Below are 19,183 nucleotides of genomic sequence, written 5' to 3' on the forward strand. Positions count from 1 at the left end.
GACTCACTCCACCCAGTCGAGAGTGCGCTGGACGGCCTTGCGCCACTGGCGCAGCTCCGCCTCGCGCAGCTCGGGGGCCATTGTCGATTCCCACTGCGCGTCGGAGCGCCACTGCGCGCGCAGCGTGGCCAGGTCGGGCCAGAAGCCCACCGCCAGGCCGGCGGCGTACGCGGCGCCGAGGCAGGTGGTCTCGGTGATCCGGGAGCGGACCACCGGGACATCGAGCACGTCGGCGAGGAACTGCATGAGCAGCGCGTTGGCGGTCATCCCGCCGTCCACCCGGAGCCGGCGCAGCGCCACGTCGGAGTCGGCGTCCATCGCGTCGACCACCTCGCGGGTCTGCCACGCCGAGGCCTCCAGCACCGCCCGGGCCAGGTGCCCCTTGGTGATGTAGCCGGTCAGGCCGGCGATCACCCCACGCGCGTCGCTGCGCCAGTGCGGGGCGAACAGGCCGGAGAACGCCGGCACGACGTAGCAGCCGCCGTTGTCGTCCACCGTGCGGGCCAGGTCCTCCACCTCGGACGCGGAGGAGATCAACCCGAGGTTGTCCCGCAGCCACTGCACCAGCGATCCGGTGACCGCGATCGCGCCCTCCAGGGCGTACGCCGGTGGTTGGTCCTTGATCCGGTAGGCGACCGTGGTGAGCAGGCCGTGCGTGGACGGGACCGGGCTGGCGCCGGTGTTGAGCAGCAGGAAGCTGCCGGTGCCGTAGGTGCACTTGGCCTCGCCGGGCTGGAAGCAGGTCTGCCCGAACAGGGCGGCCTGCTGGTCGCCGAGCGCGCTGGCCACCGGTACCCCGGCGAGCACCCCGCCGGCCGTCCCGTACACCTCGGCGGAGCAGCGGATCTCGGGCAGCATCGCGGCGGGCACACCCAGCGCGTCCAGCAGTTCCGGGGCCCAGTCGAGGGTGGTGAGGTCCATCAGCAGGGTCCGGCTGGCGTTTGTCACGTCGGTGACGTGTTCACCGGTGAGCTTCCAGATCAGCCAGCTGTCCATCGTGCCGAACAGCACCTCGCCGCGCTCCGCGCGTTCGCGCAGGCCCTCCACCTCGTCGAGCAGCCACCGCAGCTTCGGGCCGGCGAAGTAGGTGGCCAGCGGGAGACCCGTGCGGGCCCGGAACCACTCCTCGCCGTACGCCGAGGCGAGCTCGCGGAGCAGCGGCCCGGTGCGGGTGTCCTGCCAGACCACGGCGTTGGCCACCGGCCGGCCGGTGGCCCGGTCCCAGACGACGGTGGTCTCCCGCTGGTTGGTGATGCCCACGGCGGCGAGCCCCGACGGCTCGATGCCGGCCGATCGCAGCGCCTCGCCGACCACCCGCTGGACGTTGTCCCAGATCTCCTCGGCGTCGTGCTCCACCCAGCCGGGCCGGGGAAAGATCTGGCGGTGCTCGCGCTGGGCAGCGGCGACGATCTCCCCGGCGGAGTCGAACACGATGCACCGCGAGGAGGTGGTGCCCTGGTCGATGGCGGCGACGTACTGGGGGGTCACGGCAGCACCGTACCCGCAGCCGCCGCGCGGTGCGACACGCGTCACGTCGGCCCGCACGTCGCCTACGATGTGCGAACGTGCGCGACATCGCCGTTTTCAGTGGAACTGCCCATCCCGACCTCGCCGCCGAGATCTGCGCCCACCTGGGGGTGCCGCTGCACCCGGTCCGGGTCTCCCGGTTCGCCAACGACTGTCTCGAAGTGCAGTTGCAGGCCAACTGCCGGGAGCGGGACGTCTTCCTGATCCAGCCGCTGGTGCCACCGGTACAGGAAAATCTGGTCGAGCTGCTGCTGATGATCGACGCGGCGCGCGGCGCGTCCGCCGGCCGGATCACGGTGGTGCTGCCGCACTACGCCTACGCCCGCTCGGACAAGAAGGACGCGCCCCGGATCTCGATCGGCGCCCGGCTCGTCGCCGACCTGCTGACCTCGGCGGGAGCGGATCGGGTGCTCGCGCTGACCCTGCACTCGCCGCAGGTGCACGGCTTCTTCAGCGTCCCCGTCGACCACCTGCACGCGCTGCGGGAGCTGGCCACCCACTTCCGGCGGTACGACCTCAGCAACACCGTGGTGGTCTCGCCGGACCTGGGCAACGCCAAGGAGGCCGCCGCGTTCGCCCGACTGCTCGGCACGCCCGTCGCGGCCGGTGCGAAGCAGCGGTTCAGCGACGACCTCGTCAAGATCAGCGCGGTGATCGGTGAGGTCGCCGACCGGGACGTCATCGTGCTGGACGACGAGATCGCCAAGGGCAGCACGGTGATCGAGCTGATGGAGCACCTGCGCGACCTGAAGGTCCGCTCGATCCGGCTGGCCTGTACGCACGGCCTGTTCTCCGGCGACGCGTTGCGCCGGCTCAGCGAACAGGACGGCGTGCTGGAGATCGTCTGCACCAACACCGTCCCCATCGCGGCCGAGAAGCGGGTGGAGAAGCTCCAGGTCCTCTCGGTCGCCCCGGCCCTGGCCGAGGCGATGCGCCGGATCCACAACGGCGAGTCAGTCTCCGCCCTCTTCGGCTGAGCGCCCCGCCCCCGTCCCCGCCCCTCTTTTCCCGTCGATCTTGCACTTCCTGTGGCGACAAAGCCGACCTAAGGCAGCATTTCGTCAACACAAAGTGCAAGATCGACGCGAAAGGGGGTGGGGGTTAGAGCTTGGGGAGGGTTGCGGTTATGCGGACGGTGGTGCCGGAGGAGCTGGTGGCGATCTCCATTGCGTCGGTCAGTTCGCGGGCCAGCCAGAGGCCCCATCCGCCGGCGGTGTCCGGGGCGGGACGGCTCCGGTCGCCCAGCCGTTGCGGGGTGATGCCGTGCCCGTGGTCGGCCACCTCGCAGAGCAACTCGCCGGGCTCCCGCCAGAGTCGCAGCCAGCCCCGACCGCCGCCGTGCCGCACCGCGTTGGTGATCAGTTCGTTGACGGCGAGCACGAAGTCGTCCAGCCGCTGCCCGTCCAGCCCGCAGGCATGCGCGCAGGAGGTGACCGAGTGTCGAATCTCGGTCACCTGGGCCTGGTCGAAGGCCTCGGCGATCAGCAGGGACGGTTCGATGGGCACAACCGTACGCGGTGCGTGCGGATCTGCATTCGTCATGGCCCTGTCCCGGCAGCGGATCTCGAAGTATTTCGCGGCTTTTCCACCGTACGTCAGGGTTTCTCGGAGCGCACCACGTGGCCTCCGCGTCGGCGACCCGACTGTGGCATCCTGACCGCCATGCCGTCGCCGCCGGGTGGGTTCGAGGTGCCGCTCTGGCGGGCGCTCACCGTGTTCCGGCTGGCCTCCCTCGGGTACGTCTGCGTGCTCGCCGTGCGCGACGCCGACCGGTACGCCCATCCGATCGCCGTCGGCGTCCTGGTGCTGGTGATGGTCGTCTGGACCGGGGTGACCGCCGTCGCGTACGCCCGGCCGGCCTGGCGCCGCTGGCCGCTGCTGCTGGTCGACCTCGGCCTGGTGATCGCCATCGTGCTGTCCAGCCCGTGGGTGGTGGGACGGCAGGCGCTCGGGCACGGCGTACCCACTCTCGGGGTGGCCTGGATGGCCGGTCCGGTGCTGGCCTGGGCCGTCTCCGGTGGCCGGCGGCGGGGCACGGTGGCCGCGCTGCTGGTGGCCGGCGCGGACCTGGCCACCCGGGAGCGGATCGGCCAGTCCTCGTTCACCGGGGTGATTCTGCTGCTGCTCGCCGGGGTGGTGGTCGGGCACGTCGCCCGGCTCGCCGTGACCGCCGAGGAGCGCCTGCAACACGCGGTGGAGTTGGAGGCGGCCACCCGCGAGCGGGAGCGGCTGGCCCGGGACATTCACGACTCGGTCCTCCAGGTGCTGGCGCTGGTGCAGCGGCGTGGCGCGCACCTGCCCGGCGAGGCCGGCGAGCTGGCCCGGCTCGCCGGTGAGCAGGAGGCCGCGCTGCGTGCCCTGATCGCCGGCACCACACCCGCCGCCGTCACCGGGACGGACGCGGTGGACCTGCGGGACCTGCTCGGCCGGTACGCCTCGACGGCGGTGTCGCTCTCCGCGCCCGCCACCCCGGTGACCCTGCCCCGGCAGGTGGCCGGCGAGTTGGCGGCCGCCACCGGGGCGGCCCTGGACAATGTCGGCCGGCACGCCGGGGGACGGGCCTGGGTGCTGGTCGAGGACGAGGGGGAGACGGTGACCGTGTCGATCCGGGACGAGGGGCCGGGCATCGAGGAGGGCAGACTGGCCGAGGCCGCCGCGCAGGGGCGGCTCGGCGTCACCCAGTCGATCCGGGGCCGGGTGACCGACCTGGGCGGGACGGTCCGGATCATGTCGAGTCCCGACGCCGGCACCGAGGTCGAGCTGACCGTGCCGAGGACGCGGCGGTGACCGCCGTGCGGGTGATGGTCGTCGACGACCATCCGATGTGGCGTGAGGGGGTGGCCCGGGACCTGGCCGAGGCCGGCTTCCTGGTCGTGGCGACAAGCGGCGAGGGGCGGCAGGCGATCCGGGTCGCCGCCGCCGTCCGACCCGACGTGGTCGTGCTCGACCTGCAACTACCGGACATCTCCGGGGTCGAGGTGGTCGTCGGGCTGCGCGCCGCCCTGCCCGACGTGCGGGTGCTCATGCTCAGTGCCAGTGGCGAGGAGCAGAGCGTGCTCGACGCGGTCAAGGCGGGCGCCACCGGCTACCTGGTGAAGTCGACGGCGCCCAGCGAGTTCCTCGACGCGGTGCGCCGCACCGCCAACGGCGATCCGGTCTTCACGCCCGGCCTGGCGGGGCTGGTGCTGGGGGAGTACCGCCGGTTGGCCTCCGGACCGACGGCGGACGCCGCCGACGACGGTGAGCCGGGGACGCCCCGGCTCACCGCTCGGGAGACGGAGGTGCTGCGTCTGGTGGCCAAGGGGATGTCGTACAAGCAGATCGCCCAGCGGCTCGGCCTGTCCCACCGGACGGTGCAGAACCACGTGCAGAACACGCTGGGCAAGCTGCACCTGCACAACCGGGTCGAGTTGACCCGCTACGCCATCGAGCGTGGGCTGGACGACTGACCCGCTCAGACCGACCGCGGCGGCTCGGTCTCGTGGATGGCCAACTCCTCCGCGGTGGCGCCGCCGCCCGCCGAACCGGCGTCGTACGCCACCGAGTCGGTCTCCTGGTCGGTGTGTGCCCCCTCGTCCGGTTCCACCAGCCGACCCACCGTGGCGTCGGCGACCGTGCCGAGCTGACCGTGGTCGTAGAGGGAGACCGGTGAGTTGGGGTCCGAGGTGGGACCGGGGTCCATCACGTCGGCGTCGAGCTGTGCCTCCGCCGCGGCGGCCTCGTTCTCCGCCTCGAAGGCGATCTTCGGGTCGACCGGGCCGGCCAGCGGGTCGTCCACCGGGCGCTCGTACATCTCCCGACCGAGCTTGTAGTCCAACGACTCCCCGTCCAGTTGCTCCTCGGCGGTCGTCCCGAAGCGGTCCACCGCCACCGGGGTCCGGTCACCGGGGATCTGGGCCGGCTCCGGGCCGTCCGCCTCGCGCCCGGTCAGGACGTCGTCGTAGGCGGTCGAGTCGTCATCGGCGGTGTCGGGCAGACCCTCCGCCTCGGTGTCGGACACGGGGGTCGGGTACTCGTTGTCGCGCATGTCTGATCACTACCCGCTGCCCTCCCGCCGTAACCGGAAGGAGAGCCTGTCATCAGCGCGGCGACCGGGAGCGCCGGTTGATCGCCGCCATCGTGCCGACGGCGGTGCCGGCCGCGGCGAGACCGAACGCCGCCGTCATCCGTACCAGCTGACGCCGTCGACCGTGCCAGCCACCGTCCCGGCTGGCCTGCCCGTCGGCGTGGAAGACGTTGCCCGTGCTGTCCAGCCGCGCGCCCGGGCCGAACTGGGTGCGGTGGGCGTACCACCCGAGGGTCCGTTCGACCAGCGCCGGCGCCAGCCGCCACTGGAGGCCGAGCAGCCGTGCGGCCCCACCGGCGTACGCCTCCCGGCGCGGCCGGCGCAGCAGCCGCACGATCGTCTGGGCGACCACCTCCGGCGGGTAGATCGGCGGAGGCGGTACCAGTTCCCGACCGCTGTGGTTCGCCGCGTGCCGGAAGAACGGGGTGTCGATGGTGGCCGGCAGCACGGTGCAGACGGAGATCTGCCCACGACCGGTCACCCGCAGTTCCTGCCGGACGGTGTCGGCCAGGCCACGGATGCCGTGTTTGGCGGCGTTGTACGCCGACTGGTACGGCATCGCCACCTCGGCCAGCACCGAGGCGTTGTTGACCAGCACGCCGCCGCCGGCCGCCTCCAGGTACGGCAGTGCGGCCTTGATGCCGTGCACCGTGCCCAGCAGGTTGACCTCCAGCACGCGCCGGAACTCGGCGACCGGAATCTCATCGAACAGACCCACCGCGCTCACCGCCGCGTTGTTCACCCAGGCGTCGACCCGTCCGAATTCGACCACCGCCCGCTCGGCCAGGCGGCGTACCGAGTCGAGGTCGGTGACGTCGGTCGGTACGGCCAACGCCTGGCCGCCCAGTTGCCGGCAGCGCTGCGCCACCTGCTCCAGCGCCTGCTCACTGCGGGCGGCGAGGACCACGGCGGCACCACGGCGGGCCAGCGCGTACGCGGTGGCTGTGCCGATCCCGCTGGACGCGCCGGTGATCACCACGGTCGAGTCGTCGAGGCTCCGGGTCAGCGGCATTCTCCAGCGGTACCCCGGGGCGGGGCCGGTCATACCCCCGGCCGGCGACGATCCGATTCGGGACCGTTGTGATTGCCGTGGCGCAAGTGTCGGTGGCACCTGCGGTGACTGTTCCCGATCTGCCAGGTTTCGACTCGGGGCCCCCAGGTTAATGGGACGCTCTGACCGGGACCGCCGAGGAAGAGTTCGCAGGGAGGTGACCCATGCGCGTCGGCCTCGTCTGCGCGCACAGCAGTTCGTACCGGCACGCCGACGGCCCGCCGGTAGGCACCCGACAACACATCGCCCGGGTCGCCGCCGAGCTTGCTGGCAGGGGCCATGATGTCCGCATCTACGAGCGTCGGGACGATCCCGAGCTGCCGCCTACGGCGGAGGTCGACGGCTACCGGGTGCATCGCGTACCCGTCGGTCCGCCGACCGCCCTGCCCACCGCCGGACTCATCCCGCACGTCACCGAGTTCGGGCGCTGGCTGACCGACGAGTGGGGCGGCGCCTGGCGTCCCGAGGTGGTGCACGGGCACTACTGGATCGGCGGGCTGGCCGCCGCGCACGCCGTCCGGGAGACCGACATCCCGGTCGTCCAGACCTTCCACTCGCTCGGGGTGGAGCAGCTACGCCACCTCGGCGGCGGGTACGACGGCCCGGGGGAGCGCATCCCGCTGGAACGGGCGTTGACCCGGGCGGTGGACATCGCGGTGGCCCAGTCCAACGACGAGGTGGACGAGTTGACCCGGATGGGTCTGCAACGGACCTCCGTCGCGATGGTGCCGGCAGGGGTGGACACCGCGCAGTTCCATCCGGACGGCGAGGCGGCCCCCCGCGAACAGCGGGCCCGGATCCTCTCCGTCGGCGGGCTGTCCCCGGGGCACGGCCAGGACGACCTGATCCGGGCGATGCGGCTGGTCGGCGACGCCGAACTGGTGATCGCCGGTGGCCCACCCGCCGAGCAACTGTCCCACCACACGGAGGCACGCCGCCTGCGCGAGCTTGCCGAGCGCGCCGGGGTGGCCGAGCAGGTACGCCTCGTCGGGGCGGTACCGCACGACCAGATGGCGACCTGGTACCGCTCGGCCGACGTGGTCGCCTGCACCCCGCACTACTCCTCGGCCGGACGCGTCTCCCTGGAGGCGATGGCGTGCGGGGTACCGGTGGTCGGCTACGCGATGGGCGGCCTGGCGGACGCCGTCGTCGACGAGGTCACCGGTCGGCTCGTGCCACCCGGTGACGTCCGGACGCTGGGGCTGTCCCTGCGCCGGCTGCTCGCCGACAACGCCGGCCGGTTCGCCTACGGTCATGCCGCCGTGGACCGGGTCCGCAGCAGCTACACCTGGGAACGGACCGCCGGTGCGCTGGAACGCCTCTACGAGCGGGTGGTGAGTCGCCGCAAGCCGGTCGAGGCCTGAGATCGCGACAGCAGCCCACGCCGTGTCGGTGCGACGCGGCGTGGGTCTTCTGTTCACGCGGGCCGGCCGGCGCCGACCATGTCCCGGTCACGGCGGCGTGCCAACGCCCGGTGCTGCTGCGGTTGGGCGTACCGGGTCAGGCCGATCACGGCGGCCAGGGTGACCAGGAAACCGGCGGCGGCCAACCATTCCCGCCCCGGCCAGATCTTGTCGTTGAGCAGCAGCAGGCCGACGATCGCCGCGGGCACGGCGCCGGCGGCGTCCATGGCGGCGACCGCGGCGGTCGTCGAGCCGCGCTGCATGGCCAGGCCGAGCAGTAGTTGGCCGACGATCGAATGACCGATCAGCAGGTAGAACAGCGGGTCGGCGAGGAACGCCTCGGCCGACGGCGCGGAGGCCAGCGGTCGCGCCGCGACCGCGGCCGAGGAGAACGCCAGGCCGGCCAACGAGCCCAGCGCCACCGAGCCGGGGGCGCCGTGCAGCCGGACGGCGAAGATGCCGAGCACCGCGATGACGCCGAGCGCCACCAGCAGCGCCACCGAGCCGGCGGTGCCGAGTTGCTTCGACGGCGCGGGCCGCGCGGCCAGCACCAGCGCGGTGATCCCGGCGAAGAGCAGGGCCAACAGGGCCACCTCCGCCATCGGCAGCCGCCACTTCAACACCAGCACCCCGATGATCGCGGTCACGCCGAGCCCGGCCGCCACGCTCGCCTGCACCAGGAACAGGGGCAGGTCGCGCCGGGCCAGGAAGGCGAGCACGAAACCGCCGATCTGGCAGATCAACCCGACCAGGTACGTCCGGTGCCCGGCCAGTCTCAGCAGCAGACCCGGGTCGAAGGTGTGGTGCACGGTGGTCCGGGCCGCGGCCACCGACTGGAGCAGGTTGGCGAAGCCGTACGCGACGATCATCGCCGCGAGGAAGCACCAGCCGGAGGAGACCACCTGGCGAGGATAGAGGTTGTCGGGAGTCAGCGCTCGGCTGGTCGAGCCAGGCGGGCGAGGATGTCGGCGTGCAGCACACCGTTGGTGGCCACCACGCTGCTCTCGGTGCCGGGCCGGCCCGTCGGCGCGGGTCGACCGGTCAGATCCGTGATCGTGCCGCCCGCCTCGGTCACGATCGGCACCAGCGCCGCCACGTCCCACAGGGACAGCTCCGGCTCGACCATCACCTCCAACGCGCCCTCGGCCAGCAGCATGTAGCCGTAGAAGTCGCCGTACGCCCGGCTGCGCCAGCCGGCCCGCAGCAGGTCGAGCATCGCGTCGAGCCGCCCGGCGTCCTCCCAGCCGGTCAGCGACGAGTAGCAGACGCTGGCGTCGGCGACGTCGCCGACCGCGGAGACGCCGATCCGCTCGCCCGCGGCGGGACCGGGACCGGCGTACGCGCCCGCGCCCGCGCTCGCCCACCAGCGCCGGCCCAACGCGGGGGCGGAGACCACACCGACCGCCGGCCGGTCACCGTCGTACAGCGCGATCAGGCTGGCCCACACCGGCACCCCTCGAACGAAGTTCTTGGTGCCGTCGATCGGGTCGACGATCCACCGGCGGCCCCCCGGCCCGCCGGCCGGCTGTGCGCCGTACTCCTCGCCGAGCAGCCCGTCGTCGGGGCGGTGTTCGGCCAGCAGGGCGCGGATCTCCCGCTCCACGGCGGTGTCCGCGTCGGAGACCGGCGTCAGGTCCGGCTTCGTGTCCACCCGCAGGTCCAGCGACCGGAAGCGGGCGGTGGCGATGATGTCGGCGCGGTCCGCGAGCAGGTGGGCGAGGGCGAGGTCGTCGGCGTACCCGGTCATGCCGGGAACCTAGCCGACGCCCACCGTCGCATGCCGCGGGTCACTCGTCGGGCCCGCGCTGATCGCCCTCGCCAGGCCCGCGCTGGTCGCTCTCGCCGCGCGCGTCGCCGTCGCCGGCCCGAGAGGCCAGCAACCGGCGGTACGACGCCAGCCGGCGCGGGTCGGCCTTGCCGGCGGCCACCCAGGCGTCCAGCCCACAGTCGGCCTCGTCGGCGGTGTGCGGGCAGTTGGGCGGACAGTCGACGGTGCCCTCCACCAGGTCGGGGAAGCCGTGCAGCAGGCTGTCGGCGGAGACGTGCGCCAGCCCGAAACTGCGGATGCCCGGGGTGTCGATGATCCAGCCCGGGTCGCTGTCGACGCCGGGCACCGGCGGTAGCCGCAGCGCCACCGCGCTGGTGGAGGTGTGCCGGCCGCGCCCGATGGCGCTGACCACCCCGACCGCGCGCGCGGCGTCCGGGACGAGGCGGTTCACCAGCGTCGACTTGCCCACCCCGGAGTGCCCGACGAGCACCGAAACCTTGCCGCTGAGCAGCGCGCGCAGCGCGTCCAGGTCGGAGTCGGGGCGGTTGAGCACGTACGGCAGCTCCAGCTCCGTGTAGTAGCCCAGCACCTCCTCCGGCCCGGCCAGGTCGGCCTTGGTGAGGCAGAGCAGCGGGTCGACGTCCGCGTCGTACGCGGCCACCAGGCAGCGGTCGATGAACCCGGTGCGCGGCGGCGGGTCGGCCAGCGCGCTGACGATCACCAACTGGTCGGCGTTGGCCACGACGACCCGTTCCAGCCGGCCCTCGGCGGTGGTCTCGTCGTCGTCGGCCGTGCGGCGCAGCACCGAGCGGCGCTCGGCGATCCGGACGATCCGGGCGAGAGCGCCCTGCGCGCCGGAGGTGTCCCCGACGAGGCTGACCCGGTCACCGACGACCACCGACTTGCGGCCCAGTTCCCGGGCTCGCATCGCGGTCACCGTCGGCAGTTCGGCCCCGACGACGCCCCGTTCGGCGCCGGCCAGCACACACTGGTAGCGCCCCCGGTCGACGGCGATGACGAAGCCGTCCACCGCGTCATCGTGCCGGGGTCGGGTGCGGGTACGCGGACGCGACGACCTGCCGGGCCGCACCCGTACGTCGTCCTCGTCGTACTCCCGCCGCTTGGTCGCCAGAACCCGTCCCCTTCTCCGCGTCAGATCACTTGCCGGTCACCATCGCTGACCATAGTGCCGGGAACTCGGGCATGGTCTTCGAGGTACAGCCGACGTCGTCCACCTCGATGCCCGGCACGGCGAGCCCGGCCACCGCGGCGGCGTGCGCCATGCGGTGGTCGTGGTAGGTGCGGAAGACCCCGCCGCGCAGCGGCCGGGGCCGGATGGCCAGGCCGTCCCGCGACTCGGTGACGTCCGCGCCGAGCGCGGCGAACTCCTGCGCGAGGGCGGCGAGTCGGTCGGTCTCGTGGCCGCGGATGTGCTCGACCCCGGTGAAGACCGAGGGCGAGTCGGCGAGCATGGCCAGCGCGGTCAGCACCGGGGTCAGCTCGCTGACGTCGGAGAGGTCGGCGGTCAGCCCGTGCACCACCCCGGTGCCGCGGACGGTCAGCCCGCCGGTGGAGAGGGTGACCTCGGCGCCCATTTGCTGGAGCAACGAGCGGAGTTGCTCGACCGGCTGCGCGCTGCGGTGCGGCCAGCCCTGGAGCGTCACCTCACCGCCGGTGACCAGCGCGGCGGCGAAGAACGGCACCGCGCCGGAGAGGTCCGGCTCGATCTCCCAGCCGCGCCCGGTGAGTGGGCCGGGCTCGACGGTCCACACGTCGGGGGTGGTGTCGTCCACGGCCGCGCCGGCGGCGCGCAGCATCTGCACGGTCATCCGCAGGTGTGGCGCGGAGGGCACCGGCGGGCCGACGTGGCGCACGACCACGCCCCGGTCGAACCGCGGGGCGGCCAGCAACAACGCGGAGACGAACTGGCTGGACACGGACGCGTCGATCGTCACCTCCCCGCCGGTGACCCCGCCGGTGCCGAGCACGGTCAGCGGCAGGCTGCCGGTGCCGGTGACGTCGATCCGTACGCCCAGCGAGCGCAGTGCGTCGACCAGCCGGCCGAGCGGCCGGGTGCGGGCGTACGGGTCGCCGTCGAAGGTGACCTGCCCGTCGGTCAGCCCGGCCACCGGCGGCAGGAACCGCATCACGGTGCCGGCCAGGCCGACGTCCACGTGGGCCGGGCCGACCAGCGGGTGCGGCCGGACCAGCCAGCGCTCGTCGTCACTGATCGAGACGTGCGCGCCCATCGCGCGCAGGCCGGCGGACATCAGCTCGGTGTCCCGGGCGCGCAGCGGCTCGGCCAGGGTCGACGGCCCGGCGGCCAGGGCGCTGAGCACCAGGGCGCGGGCGGTCATCGACTTGGAGCCGGGTAGGCGCAGTGTCGCCGCCACCGGATCGGACGCGGTCGGTGCGGACCACGGCTGTGGCGGCCGGGTCGCGGTCAGATTCCCCACGGTTACATTCTGCCGTGTCGGCGGGTGGGTGACGTCGACCGGCTTACGTACTCCCGGTTGGCGGGACAGCAGGCGGGGCCCTTCACGGGTTAGCGTGAGCGCATGTGCGGCAGGTACGCGACGACCCGGGGCGCCGGTGAGCTGAGCGCCCTGTTCGAGTCGTCCGACGACACCGACGGGGTGCTCCGGCCGGATCACAACGTCGCGCCCACCGATCGCGTGCCGCTGGTCCGGCTCAGCGCCGAGGGACACCGCAGCCTCTGCGTCGCCCGCTGGGGCCTGCTGCCGCACTGGTCGCGGTTTGCCGCCGGCGCGGCCCGCATGATCAACGCGCGGGCCGAGACGGTGGCGACCAGCCGGGCGTACGCCGGCGCGTTCGCCCGCCGCCGCTGCCTGGTGCCGGCCGACGGCTGGTACGAGTGGGTGCGCCGCCCCGACGGTGGCCGGCAGGCGTACTTCATGACCCCGACCGACGGTTCGGTGCTCGCCCTGGCCGGGATCTGGTCGTTCTGGGAGTCCGGCGCGGACAGTCGGCTCACCTTCAGCGTGCTGACCACGGCGGCGCGCGGCGAGCTGGCCGAGGTGCACGACCGGATGCCGGTGCTGCTGGCCCCCGACCGGTGGTCGTCGTGGCTGACGCCGTGCGACGAGCCGGAGCGTCTGCTCGCGCCCGTGTCATCCGACCTTCTCGCCGGGTTGGAGATCCGCCCGGTCGGGCCGGCGGTGGGTGACGTCCGCAACGACGGCCCGGAGTTGACCGCCCGGGTGTCCGTTCCGTCAATGTCGTCCGCGCCGGAGTTGACTCTGTTCTGACAATGAGAGGCATCGTCGAGCGCCGATTTGCCAGGTTCTGATCGATTCGTCGCCTGGCCGTTCAGTCATGTTCTCGAAAGCCCCTTGTCCCGGTGTCCGAAAGTGCGATACAACACAGCGCCGGTAGTGGCTGTCGATTCGCACGGGGCGGACGACTTCACCGATCCTGCCGGTCCCACGGGGGAGGTGGGTGAAATGACACGGGCGCGTATGCCCCGCCCGCACGAGGTTGCTGCGGCACGCAGAGATCCGCGGCTGCTACGGGCGCTACGGGAACGTCGGCAGGACGAGGCGTGGCGCACCAGAGGGACGTGCCAGAGCGTCGATCCGGAGACGTTCTTTCCGGCGCCGAACGAACCGGCGGACGCCGCCGTCGCGCTGTGCCGCAGTTGCGACGTGCAGGGTTCCTGCCTGGCATGGGCACTGGAGGTCGGCGACTGCCACGGCGTGTGGGGGGCGACCACCCCCCGCGAGCGGCGGGCGATGCTTGTCGCCTGGCGCGGCGAGGTCGAGCCCGATCCGGACGCGGCCGACGACGCCGGGCCTCCGGTGCGCGACCGCCTGCTCACCCTGGTGCCGCTGAGCTGACCATGGTGGTGAACCGAGCGCGCTGACCGGTCCGGTCGGCGCAGAATGGGCCGGTGCCGCCCAGCGAAGAGATCAACACACCGCGCGGTCCGGCGCGGATCGACACCGACCCACCGGCCGGGCCGACCGGCGCGCCGGGCCGTCCGGCCGGCGCCGCACCGGCTCGGCCGCCGGCCGCCCTGCTGGTGCTCGGGCACGGGGCCGGCGGCAGCGTGGACGCGCCCGACCTGCTCGCGGTGCGGGACGCGGCGGTGGCCGCCGGCCTGACGGTGATCCGGGTGACACAGCCCTACCGGGTCGCCGGTCGTCGCGCGCCGGCTCCCGCCGGGCACCTCGACGAGGCCTGGACCGCCGTGCTCGCCGCGCTGCGCGAGCGGTACGCCGACGTACCCACGATCCTGGTCGGCGGCCGTTCCAGCGGCGCGCGGGTCGCCTGCCGGACGGCCGGCGTGGTCGGCGCGGCCGGTGTCCTCGCGCTGGCCTTTCCGCTGCACCCGCCCGGCAAGCCGGAGCGGTCCCGGGCCGCCGAACTCGCCACCGGCCTGCCCACGCTCGTGGTCAACGGCGACCGGGACCCGTTCGGCGTACCGGAGTCCGGGCCGGGCGTGCAGGTGGTGATCCGGCCGGGGGAGACGCACGACCTGCGGCGGGACCCGGCCGGCACCGGCGCGGTGGTACGGGACTGGCTGCGCTCCCACGGGTGGACGGCGGACTGATCGGCCGACCGTTTCCGGTGCCGGGCGCGGGTCGTTGCATCCGATGGTGCCGCCGGTCCGATCCGGACAGGTGGTGCCAGTCCTCCCAGGCCCTTCCTGGTCCCAGCGCCGGCGTCACCGGGGCCGGGACCAGGAACGGGAGAGCCGGACGGAATGCCCCAGTGGTCATCTCGCGTTACTAACCCCGGACGACTTTTCTGCGAGGGGGGTGACCGGTGCCGACCGAGACACGAAGCCTGGAACGGGACGAGCGGGACGCCCGGCAGCTACGGCGGCTGCTGGCTGGTCCGGACTGGCCCGTGACAGCGGGACCGGGCGGGGTGGGTGCGGTGAGCACGAGCACACCGGCCGGAAGTGAATCTGTGGGCAGGTCCGTGCGCGTATCCTCGGCGGGAAAGCATCCGACGCGAGGGGATGTGCGGTTGACCACCGAGAAGACGGACGAGCGCAGGGCCCGGTTCGAGCGGGACGCGATGCCATTCGTCGATCAGCTCTACGCTGCTGGGCTGCGCATGACGCGTAATCCGGCGGATGCCGAAGACCTGGTCCAGGAGACGTACCTGAAGGCGTACGCCGCCTTCCACCAGTTCGAGCAGGGCACGAACCTGAAGGCCTGGCTCTACCGGATCCTGACCAACACCTACATCAACTCCTACCGCAAGCGGCAGCGCCAGCCGATCCAGGCGCCGACCGAGGAGATCACCGACTGGCAGCTCGCCGAGGCCGAGTCGCACACCTCCAGCGGTCTGCGTTCGGCGGAGACCGAGGCACTGGACCGGCTGCCGGACAGCGACGTGAAGGAGGCCCTCCAGCAGTTGCCGGAGGAGTTCCGCCTGGCCGTCTACCTGACCGACGTCGAGGGCTTCTCGTACAAGGAGGTCGCCGACATCATGGGCACGCCGATCGGCACCGTGATGTCGCGTCTGCACCGTGGCCGTCGTAATCTGCGCAAGCTGCTCGAGCAGTACGCCGCGGAGCGAGGCTTCAGCCCGGCCCGGTCCGCGAAGGGCTCGACCGCTGCCGCTGCCGGCCGGGAGGTGTGACGTGAGCTGTGGAGAGCCGCACGAGACGGACTGCCGCGAGGTGCTCGCGGAGGTCTACCTCTACCTGGATCTCGAGTGCGCCGACGAGCGGCGCGCGCTGATCCGGCACCACCTCGACGAGTGCGGGCCGTGCCTGCGCGAGTACGGGCTCGAGCAGGAGGTGCGGGCGCTGGTCGCGCGTTGCTGCGGCAACGAGACCGCGCCGGATCAGCTGCGTGAGCGGCTGCGGGTCAAGCTCACCGAGCTGGTGGTCTTCGAGACCAGCGATTCGCGCGAACTGGCCGACTGAGCGTCGCCGTACCGAAGCACACATACCGGTGGCCCGGGTCGATACCGACCCGGGCCACCGGTATACCCGGCCTCGGCCGGGGCTGAGCTGACCGTCGACGGGCTGTCCGCCCGTCGGCGCGTTCAGGAGTTGGGGCGCTTACCGTGGTTCGCGCTGCTCTTCTTGCGGGCCTTCTTCTTGCGGGCCTTCTTCGCCATGCTGACCTCCTCGTGATGGGTCGGATCCGTCTCACGCGCGGCCGCGCGCCGGTTGCACCCACCGGCCGCCCGGCGTCGGGTCCGACCCGCTGATGGTAGTGCGACCGGCACCTCGTCCCTCCCCCCGGGGCCGACCGCGCCGCTGCGCACCCACGCCCCAGCCTCGCGTGATTGGATACGTCGGCAGGCACATCGCGAAAAGGGAGGGCCGTGGACATGGCCGAGGAGATCCGCGCCGAGATGGTGGCGAACGTCTGGAAGGTCGTCGCGTCGGCGGGCGACACCGTGTCCGAGGGCGACACCCTGGTGATCCTCGAGTCGATGAAGATGGAGATCCCGGTCGTCGCGGAGGCCGACGGCGTGGTCCAGCAGCTCGCCGTGCACGAGGGTGACGTCGTGCAGGACGGTGACCTGATCGCGGTGATCGGTTGACCGGCCTTCTGGTCCGGCTCGCCGATCCGGCCGACTTCCCGGCGGTCGCCCGCCTGACCGTTGCCGCGTACGAGGCGGATGGTCAGCTCAAGGGCGAGCACGGGTACGCGGCGGTGCTGGCCGACGTGTCGACCCGGGCCGCCGCCGGCGCGGTGCTGGTCGCGGTGGACGAGGCGACCGGCGCGGTGCTCGGCTCGGTGACGTTCGTGCTGCCGGGCACCCCGTTCGCCGAGCTGTCCGGGCCGGGCGAGGCGGAGTTCCGCATGCTGGCAGTCGACCCGGCTGCCCAGGGGCGGGGCGTCGGCGCGGCACTGGCCCGGGCGTGTGTCGACCGGGCGGCCGAGCTGGGCTGCACGGCGGTCGTGATTTGCGTCCGGGCGGGGATGGCCGTACCGGCCCATCGGCTCTACGAGCGGCTCGGGTTCGTCCGGACCCCGGAGAAGGACTGGTCGCCGGTGCCGGGCGTGGACCTGCTCGGCCTGCGGCGGGAACTGCCCCGGGGTTGAGTGCCGCGGGTCAGCCGCGAGCGTCGGCCGTGCTGCTCGGGGTCGCGTCCTCGTCTCGTGGTGTGCCGATGGCGGCCAGCAACTCGTCGGCGACCTCCAGCGCGAGCCGGCGGCGCTCGGAGTCGGTGATGCCGGGTGCCCGTACGGCGAACCAGCTCGTGTGCACGGCGAAGAGGGACAGCGCGGCGCGGAGCTGGGCGGCGGGAGAGTCGTCGCCGCGGCAGAGCGCGTTGGCGAGCTGCATCATCCGGCCGCGCATCTGTTGGCCGGAGGAGAGGCTCTTGAGCACGGTCTGGTTCTGCTCGAAGAAGCGCATCACCGAGGGCATGTCGCCGCCGAACATCGTGTCGGCGTAGCGGGAGATCAGCGCGCGGCGGGTCTCCAGGGTCGCCGGCTGGGACTCACCCCAGGCGGTCAGCGCGTCCATCTGGTCGAGCCGATCCTCCACGAAGCTGGCGACGATGTCGTCCTTGCTCTTGAAGTGGTAGTAGAGCGCGGCCTTGGTGACGTTGAGGCGTTCGGCGATCTCCCGCAGCGAGGTCTTCTCGTAGCCCTGCTCGGTGAAGAGCTCCAACGCGACGGCCTTTATCCGCTCTCGGGTGCCGCCTGTGCTCTCCCTCACCCACGCCCTCCAATTCGGTTGACCGCTAGTTGGTACCCAACTTACCGTGCGGCTAGTAAGGTGACTAGCCGGGCGGCAAGTAAGTACGACAATCCTCGGGGGGAGCTTACCCATGACTCAGGCAACCCAGGCCGACGTGCGACCCAATGTACGGGTCGTGCTGTTCGGGCTGATGATCGCGATGATGCTCGCGATGCTCGACAACATGATCGTCAGCACCGCGCTGCCGCGGATCGTCGGCGAGTTCGGCGGTCTCAACCATTTCACCTGGGTGGTCACCGCGTACGTCCTGGGCACGACCGTCTCCACCCCGATCTGGGGCAAGCTCGGTGACCTCTACGGCCGCAAGTCGGTCTTCCTGACCTCGGTCGGCATCTTCCTCGTCGGCTCGGCCCTCTGCGGTATGGCCGGCTCTTCGATGTTCGGTGGGCCCGGGGACGGCATGGTCCAGCTCATCGCCTTCCGGGCCGTGCAGGGCCTCGGCGCGGGCGGTCTGATGGTCGGCGTGATGGCGATCATCGGTGACCTGGTTCCGCCCCGCGAGCGCGGGCGCTACCAGGGCATGATCGCCGGCATCATGGCCATCGCCATGGTCGCCGGTCCGCTGGTCGGCGGCTTCATCACCGACAACCTCTCCTGGCGGTGGGCGTTCTACGTCAACCTGCCGCTCGGTGGCCTCGCGCTGCTGGTGCTCATCACCACCATGCACCTGCCCAAGTACCGGACCGAGCACCGGATCGACTGGCTCGGTGCCGGGCTGCTCTCGGTGGGCATCACCGCGATCGTCCTGATCACCACGTGGGGTGGCAACGAGTACGACTGGACCTCGCCGCAGATCTTCGGCCTGGCCGCGTTGGCGCTTGTCGCACTGGTGGCGTTCGGCCTGGTGGAACGCCGGGTGCCGGAGCCGATCCTGCCGTTGACGCTCTTCGCCAACCGTAACTTCGCGCTGATCTCGGTGATCGGCTTCCTGCTCGGCTTCGCGATGTTCGGCGCGATGAACTTCCTGCCGCTGTACCAGCAGACCGTGCAGGGGGCCTCGGCCACCAACAGCGGCCTGCTGCTGCTGCCGCTGATGTTCGGCATGCTCGTCGTATCGCTGGCCATCGGTCGGGCGATCACCAAGAACGGAAAGTACCGGGCGTACCCGATCATCGGTGGTGTGGTGATGGCCGGCGGCATGGCGCTGCTGTCGATGCTCGACACCGACACCAGCAAGCTGACGTCCTCGCTCTACATGGTCGTGCTCGGCGTCGGCATGGGCTTCCTCATGCAGACCTCGATGCTGATCGCGCAGAACAGCGTGGAGCAGAAGGACCTGGGCGCGGCGAGCGGCGCGGCCACGTTCTTCCGGTCCATCGGCGGCTCGTTCGGCATCTCGCTGTTCGGCGCGATCTTCGCCAACCGGCTGGCCGACTCCGCCGCCGGCGCGGCCTTCGGTGGCGAGTCCAGCGGCGGCGGGATGGACCTGGAGAAGCTCAAGCAGCTGCCCGCCCAGGCGCGCGAGCTGGTCCTCAGCGGCCTGGCCGACGCGATCTCGCACGTGTTCCTCTGGGCCGTGCTGTTCACCGTGGTGATCCCGGTGCTCGCCTGGTTCATCAAGGAGATCCCGCTGCGCACCGCCAACGAGGCGCCGCCGCAGGCGACTCCGGAGGAGGAGGCCGAGGTCGCCCTCGGCAAGGCCCCGGTGGCCTGACCCTTCCACC

General features: G+C 72.2%; 22 protein-coding genes. 12 read left to right on the plus strand and 10 right to left on the minus strand.

What is annotated here, in order from left to right; genetic code table 11:
- Positions 1-3 precede the first annotated feature (3 nt).
- Positions 4-1,488: a glycerol kinase GlpK gene (gene glpK, locus AC3EN4_RS13275; protein WP_435206199.1), complete on the minus strand. Its 1,485-nt coding sequence runs from the start codon at positions 1,486-1,488 to the stop codon at positions 4-6.
- A gap of 77 nt (positions 1,489-1,565) precedes the next feature.
- On the opposite strand from glpK, the gene AC3EN4_RS13280 reads away from it, so the two are divergent.
- Positions 1,566-2,504: a ribose-phosphate diphosphokinase gene (locus tag AC3EN4_RS13280; RefSeq protein ID WP_422736760.1), complete on the plus strand. Its 939-nt coding sequence runs from the start codon at positions 1,566-1,568 to the stop codon at positions 2,502-2,504.
- A 124-nt stretch (positions 2,505-2,628) separates the two neighbouring features.
- Here the strand turns inward: AC3EN4_RS13280 and AC3EN4_RS13285 are convergent, their stop codons facing one another.
- Positions 2,629-3,069, minus strand: a complete 441-nt coding sequence (locus tag AC3EN4_RS13285; protein ID WP_435206200.1) for an ATP-binding protein — start codon at positions 3,067-3,069, stop codon at positions 2,629-2,631.
- Between the two features lie 120 nt (positions 3,070-3,189).
- On the opposite strand from AC3EN4_RS13285, the gene macS reads away from it, so the two are divergent.
- On the plus strand, positions 3,190-4,314 hold the full coding sequence (gene macS, locus AC3EN4_RS13290) for a MacS family sensor histidine kinase (protein WP_435206201.1): 1,125 nt from the start codon (positions 3,190-3,192) through the stop codon (positions 4,312-4,314).
- 14 nt (positions 4,315-4,328) lie between these two features.
- Complete coding sequence (locus AC3EN4_RS13295) at positions 4,329-4,976, plus strand: response regulator (RefSeq protein WP_435206318.1); 648 nt, start codon at positions 4,329-4,331, stop codon at positions 4,974-4,976.
- A gap of 5 nt (positions 4,977-4,981) precedes the next feature.
- Here the strand turns inward: AC3EN4_RS13295 and AC3EN4_RS13300 are convergent, their stop codons facing one another.
- On the minus strand, positions 4,982-5,554 hold the full coding sequence (locus AC3EN4_RS13300) for a DUF5709 domain-containing protein (RefSeq protein WP_435206202.1): 573 nt from the start codon (positions 5,552-5,554) through the stop codon (positions 4,982-4,984).
- A gap of 52 nt (positions 5,555-5,606) precedes the next feature.
- Complete coding sequence (locus AC3EN4_RS13305) at positions 5,607-6,605, minus strand: SDR family oxidoreductase (RefSeq protein ID WP_435206203.1); 999 nt, start codon at positions 6,603-6,605, stop codon at positions 5,607-5,609.
- Between the two features lie 203 nt (positions 6,606-6,808).
- Between AC3EN4_RS13305 and AC3EN4_RS13310 the strand changes: the two genes are divergently transcribed.
- Positions 6,809-8,008 carry a glycosyltransferase gene (locus AC3EN4_RS13310; protein ID WP_435206204.1) on the plus strand — a complete coding sequence of 400 codons (1,200 nt, stop codon included), beginning with the start codon at positions 6,809-6,811 and terminating at the stop codon, positions 8,006-8,008.
- Positions 8,009-8,061: 53 nt separating this feature from the next.
- Here the strand turns inward: AC3EN4_RS13310 and AC3EN4_RS13315 are convergent, their stop codons facing one another.
- The 4 genes from AC3EN4_RS13315 to aroA all read right to left on the minus strand — a co-directional run bounded on the left by AC3EN4_RS13315 (position 8,062) and on the right by aroA (position 12,271).
- Positions 8,062-8,916, minus strand: coding sequence for a hypothetical protein (locus AC3EN4_RS13315; protein WP_435206319.1), 855 nt, complete (start codon positions 8,914-8,916; stop codon positions 8,062-8,064).
- A gap of 59 nt (positions 8,917-8,975) precedes the next feature.
- A complete protein-coding gene (gene hisN / locus AC3EN4_RS13320; RefSeq protein ID WP_435206205.1) occupies positions 8,976-9,794 on the minus strand; it encodes a histidinol-phosphatase in 819 nt (272 codons plus the stop codon).
- Positions 9,795-9,834: 40 nt separating this feature from the next.
- Positions 9,835-10,905 carry a ribosome small subunit-dependent GTPase A gene (gene rsgA, locus AC3EN4_RS13325; protein WP_435206206.1) on the minus strand — a complete coding sequence of 357 codons (1,071 nt, stop codon included), beginning with the start codon at positions 10,903-10,905 and terminating at the stop codon, positions 9,835-9,837.
- Between the two features lie 67 nt (positions 10,906-10,972).
- Positions 10,973-12,271 carry a 3-phosphoshikimate 1-carboxyvinyltransferase gene (aroA, locus tag AC3EN4_RS13330; RefSeq protein WP_435206207.1) on the minus strand — a complete coding sequence of 433 codons (1,299 nt, stop codon included), beginning with the start codon at positions 12,269-12,271 and terminating at the stop codon, positions 10,973-10,975.
- A gap of 102 nt (positions 12,272-12,373) precedes the next feature.
- Between aroA and AC3EN4_RS13335 the strand changes: the two genes are divergently transcribed.
- The 5 genes from AC3EN4_RS13335 to rsrA all read left to right on the plus strand — a co-directional run bounded on the left by AC3EN4_RS13335 (position 12,374) and on the right by rsrA (position 15,720).
- On the plus strand, positions 12,374-13,084 hold the full coding sequence (locus AC3EN4_RS13335) for an SOS response-associated peptidase (protein ID WP_435206208.1): 711 nt from the start codon (positions 12,374-12,376) through the stop codon (positions 13,082-13,084).
- A gap of 195 nt (positions 13,085-13,279) precedes the next feature.
- A complete protein-coding gene (locus AC3EN4_RS13340) occupies positions 13,280-13,672 on the plus strand; it encodes a WhiB family transcriptional regulator (RefSeq protein ID WP_422736750.1) in 393 nt (130 codons plus the stop codon).
- 53 nt (positions 13,673-13,725) lie between these two features.
- Entirely contained in the window at positions 13,726-14,388 is a 663-nt protein-coding gene (locus tag AC3EN4_RS13345) for an alpha/beta hydrolase family protein (protein ID WP_435206209.1), read from the plus strand.
- A gap of 215 nt (positions 14,389-14,603) precedes the next feature.
- Positions 14,604-15,431 carry a sigma-70 family RNA polymerase sigma factor gene (locus AC3EN4_RS13350; protein WP_435206210.1) on the plus strand — a complete coding sequence of 276 codons (828 nt, stop codon included), beginning with the start codon at positions 14,604-14,606 and terminating at the stop codon, positions 15,429-15,431.
- A 1-nt stretch (position 15,432) separates the two neighbouring features.
- Complete coding sequence (gene rsrA / locus AC3EN4_RS13355; RefSeq protein ID WP_355050536.1) at positions 15,433-15,720, plus strand: mycothiol system anti-sigma-R factor; 288 nt, start codon at positions 15,433-15,435, stop codon at positions 15,718-15,720.
- Between the two features lie 122 nt (positions 15,721-15,842).
- Here rsrA and AC3EN4_RS13360 read toward each other — a convergent pair whose 3' ends face one another.
- Positions 15,843-15,917: a 50S ribosomal protein bL37 gene (locus AC3EN4_RS13360; RefSeq protein WP_369752275.1), complete on the minus strand. Its 75-nt coding sequence runs from the start codon at positions 15,915-15,917 to the stop codon at positions 15,843-15,845.
- Between the two features lie 210 nt (positions 15,918-16,127).
- On the opposite strand from AC3EN4_RS13360, the gene AC3EN4_RS13365 reads away from it, so the two are divergent.
- Both AC3EN4_RS13365 and AC3EN4_RS13370 read left to right on the plus strand, forming a co-directional pair.
- Positions 16,128-16,349: a biotin/lipoyl-binding carrier protein gene (locus tag AC3EN4_RS13365; protein WP_007464729.1), complete on the plus strand. Its 222-nt coding sequence runs from the start codon at positions 16,128-16,130 to the stop codon at positions 16,347-16,349.
- Positions 16,346-16,855, plus strand: a complete 510-nt coding sequence (locus tag AC3EN4_RS13370; protein ID WP_435206211.1) for a GNAT family N-acetyltransferase — start codon at positions 16,346-16,348, stop codon at positions 16,853-16,855. Before AC3EN4_RS13365 ends, AC3EN4_RS13370 begins: the two co-directional genes overlap by 4 nt.
- A gap of 10 nt (positions 16,856-16,865) precedes the next feature.
- On the opposite strand, the gene AC3EN4_RS13375 is transcribed toward AC3EN4_RS13370, so the two are convergent.
- Positions 16,866-17,477, minus strand: a complete 612-nt coding sequence (locus AC3EN4_RS13375; protein ID WP_435206212.1) for a TetR/AcrR family transcriptional regulator — start codon at positions 17,475-17,477, stop codon at positions 16,866-16,868.
- A gap of 112 nt (positions 17,478-17,589) precedes the next feature.
- Between AC3EN4_RS13375 and AC3EN4_RS13380 the strand changes: the two genes are divergently transcribed.
- Entirely contained in the window at positions 17,590-19,173 is a 1,584-nt protein-coding gene (locus AC3EN4_RS13380; protein WP_435206213.1) for an MDR family MFS transporter, read from the plus strand.
- Positions 19,174-19,183: the final 10 nt, after the last annotated feature.

The organism is Micromonospora sp. bgisy143 (genome assembly GCF_057708145.1).